Annotated in this window: 3 protein-coding genes; all 3 read left to right on the forward strand. The window is 44.9% G+C overall.

All coding sequences use genetic code 11. The features are described 5' to 3' along the window. Window positions 1–324 precede the first annotated feature (324 nt). The gene (locus tag ACE1CD_RS05045) at window positions 325–1,017 is read left to right on the forward strand and encodes a helix-turn-helix transcriptional regulator (protein WP_374791612.1); all 693 of its coding nucleotides are present in this window, start codon (window positions 325–327) and stop codon (window positions 1,015–1,017) included. A 126-nt stretch (window positions 1,018–1,143) separates the two neighbouring features. Beyond that, entirely contained in the window at window positions 1,144–2,139 is a 996-nt protein-coding gene (gene cofG / locus ACE1CD_RS05050) for a 7,8-didemethyl-8-hydroxy-5-deazariboflavin synthase subunit CofG (protein WP_374822057.1), read from the forward strand. Between the two features lie 99 nt (window positions 2,140–2,238). Further along, a partial coding sequence (locus ACE1CD_RS05055; protein ID WP_374822060.1) for a tetratricopeptide repeat protein occupies window positions 2,239–2,540 on the forward strand: 302 nt, incomplete at its 3' end.

A 2,540-nucleotide genomic window follows, 5' to 3' on the forward strand; every position in this document is an offset into this window, starting at 1 on the left:
CTTTTGACTTTTGACTTTTGACTTTTGACTTTTGACTTTTGACTTTTGACTTTTGACTTTTGACTTTTGACTTTTGACTTTTGACTTTTGACTTTTGACTTTTGACTTTTGACTTTTGACTTTTGACTTTTGACTTCCCCCAGCCTCTATTATTTCCCAGTCCCTACCATCACCGCCGTACTCCGCAAGAAAACTTCACCCTACTTCACCTTGTTTCTCCATCCTTCTGCACCAGCGACATAAATTCTCCTATCTGTGGTGTACTCATTGCAGCTTCATTTTTAAGCGCAAGACAATAGCCTCAGAGTTAAGAGATGGTGACTGATGGCTACTTCACTTGCTTTCGCTTCCCAACAAACACCCGCGTTCAGTTCTTTGTCAGACCGTCGCTTCGCCAGCGAAGCGCTCTCCCAGGCAAAATTCGATAAATTGGAAGCCAATACTGTTACTTCGGCAATATTCTGCGATTTTCCCTGGATAGCTTTGGCGGAGTCGTTGCGCGATGGTGTGATGGTGATTTCCCGTAACATCAAACCAATGTACGCCAATCACCAAGCCAAGGAAATCTGCCAAAAATTTGCCGTTTCCAATCGCACCCCCGCCGGTTTGCCTACCGCGATTTCGGAAGTTTGCCATCGCTTAATCAAAAATAGCAATGCCAACACAACTATTGTCGCCGAGTCTGAAACTGTTGAAGAAGAAACTATTCGCATCCGCGCCAGTTGGCTGAACTTGCCATCGGGTGACACCGCCAATTCGCCGCTAAGCAATCGCCAGTACATCTTGGTGTTCTTGGAAAATCGCGATCGCATCCTCCAAGAAGAGCTACAATTCGAGCAGCAGAAGTACCAGCTGACCGATCGCGAAATGGAAATCTGGTCGCTGCTGCGTCAGGACTACAGCTACCAAGATATCGCCAAGACGTTGCAAATCAGCCTCAACACGGTGAAAACCCACGTCAAAAACATCTACGCTAAAAAACGTTGGAACCAAAAAGACACGAGGGAAGTAGGTTGATAACTGGCAATAACTTGGCTGGGCAAATCGATTTTGGATTTGGGATTTTGGATTAAAATCTCGATAGAACGTATAAAATCTAAAATCGATCGAACTTTTGACATTAGGCGCGATTTTTTCTTGCAAATGGCATCATCCGTTTCCCGCACTGTCACCTACAGCCCAGCCTACACCCTAGTGCCGACTTATGAATGCTTTAATAGATGTGCGTACTGCAATTTTCGGTTCGATCCCGGTAAAAGCCCGTGGCTGACATTACCAGATGCGGAAATTCTGCTAAAATCCCTCCAAAATAAAGGTATTTGCGAAATTCTCATCCTCAGCGGCGAAGTTCATCCCCGCTCGTCACGGCGACAAGCTTGGTTTCAACTTATCTACGATTTGTGCCAATTGGCCCTATCAATGGGATTTTTACCCCATACGAATGTTGGGCCGCTCAGTTTTGCGGAAATGGCAAAACTGAAAAATGTGAATGTTTCGATGGGGTTAATGTTAGAAGAACTAACACCCAAGCTGTTGAATACCGTTCACAAACACGCTCCCAGCAAAATACCGGAATACCGCCTGCAACAGTTAGAATGGGCGGGAGAGTTAGCGATTCCATTTACTACTGGTTTGCTCTTGGGAATAGGGGAGACTTCAGACGATCGCTGCGAAACTTTAGAGGCAATTTCACACATTCACCAAAACTATCATAACATCCAAGAAGTTATTTTACAACCCCACAGTCCCGGCAGCCACCAAACTTTTGACGCGCCACCTTTCGACCCGCATCAATTACCAGAACTAATAGCCAAAGCTCGTCAAATATTACCATCAGATATTACTATCCAAATTCCACCCAATTTGGTGACAGAACCAAGTTGGTTATTAGCCTGTTTGGATGCTGGTGCGCGAGATTTGGGAGGCATCGGGCCAAAAGATGAAGTTAACCCCGATTATCCGCATCCAGAATATCAGAAATTGCAACAAATTTTATCGCCTGCGGGGTGGCAATTGGTAGCGCGTTTGCCAGTTTATCCCCAGTTCGATAATTGGTTATCCACAGAATTGCAAACAAATGTTAAGCAATGGCGAAATGCGATCGGAGCAAGTTCACTTAGCGTACCTTATCATTTATAGTTGAATTAGGATAGCGCTGTAGTGAAAATCTTCGCCAATGACTTCAGATTTAGAAATATTGAAGCAGTTGTTCAATGCTTTTGACCCTATGAAGAAGCGATCGCTTCTTACGATCGCGCTTTAGCCATTAAACCAGATGTTACAGCCTGGTACTATCGGGGAATTGCGCTAGCTAATTTAGGACGGTATGAAGAAGCGATCGCATCATTCGATCGCGCTTTAGCTATTAAACCAGATGATGATGCAGCCTGGTACTATCGGGGAATTGCGCTAGCTAATTTAGGACGCTATGAAGAGGCGATCGCTTCTTACGCTCGCGCTTTAGCTATTAAACCAGATTTTGATTTAGCCTGGAACAATCGGGGAGTTGCGCTAGCTAATTTAGGACGCTATGAAGAGGC

This window comes from Aerosakkonema sp. BLCC-F183, from assembly GCF_041929145.1.
Lineage (GTDB): Bacteria > Cyanobacteriota > Cyanobacteriia > Cyanobacteriales > Aerosakkonemataceae > Aerosakkonema.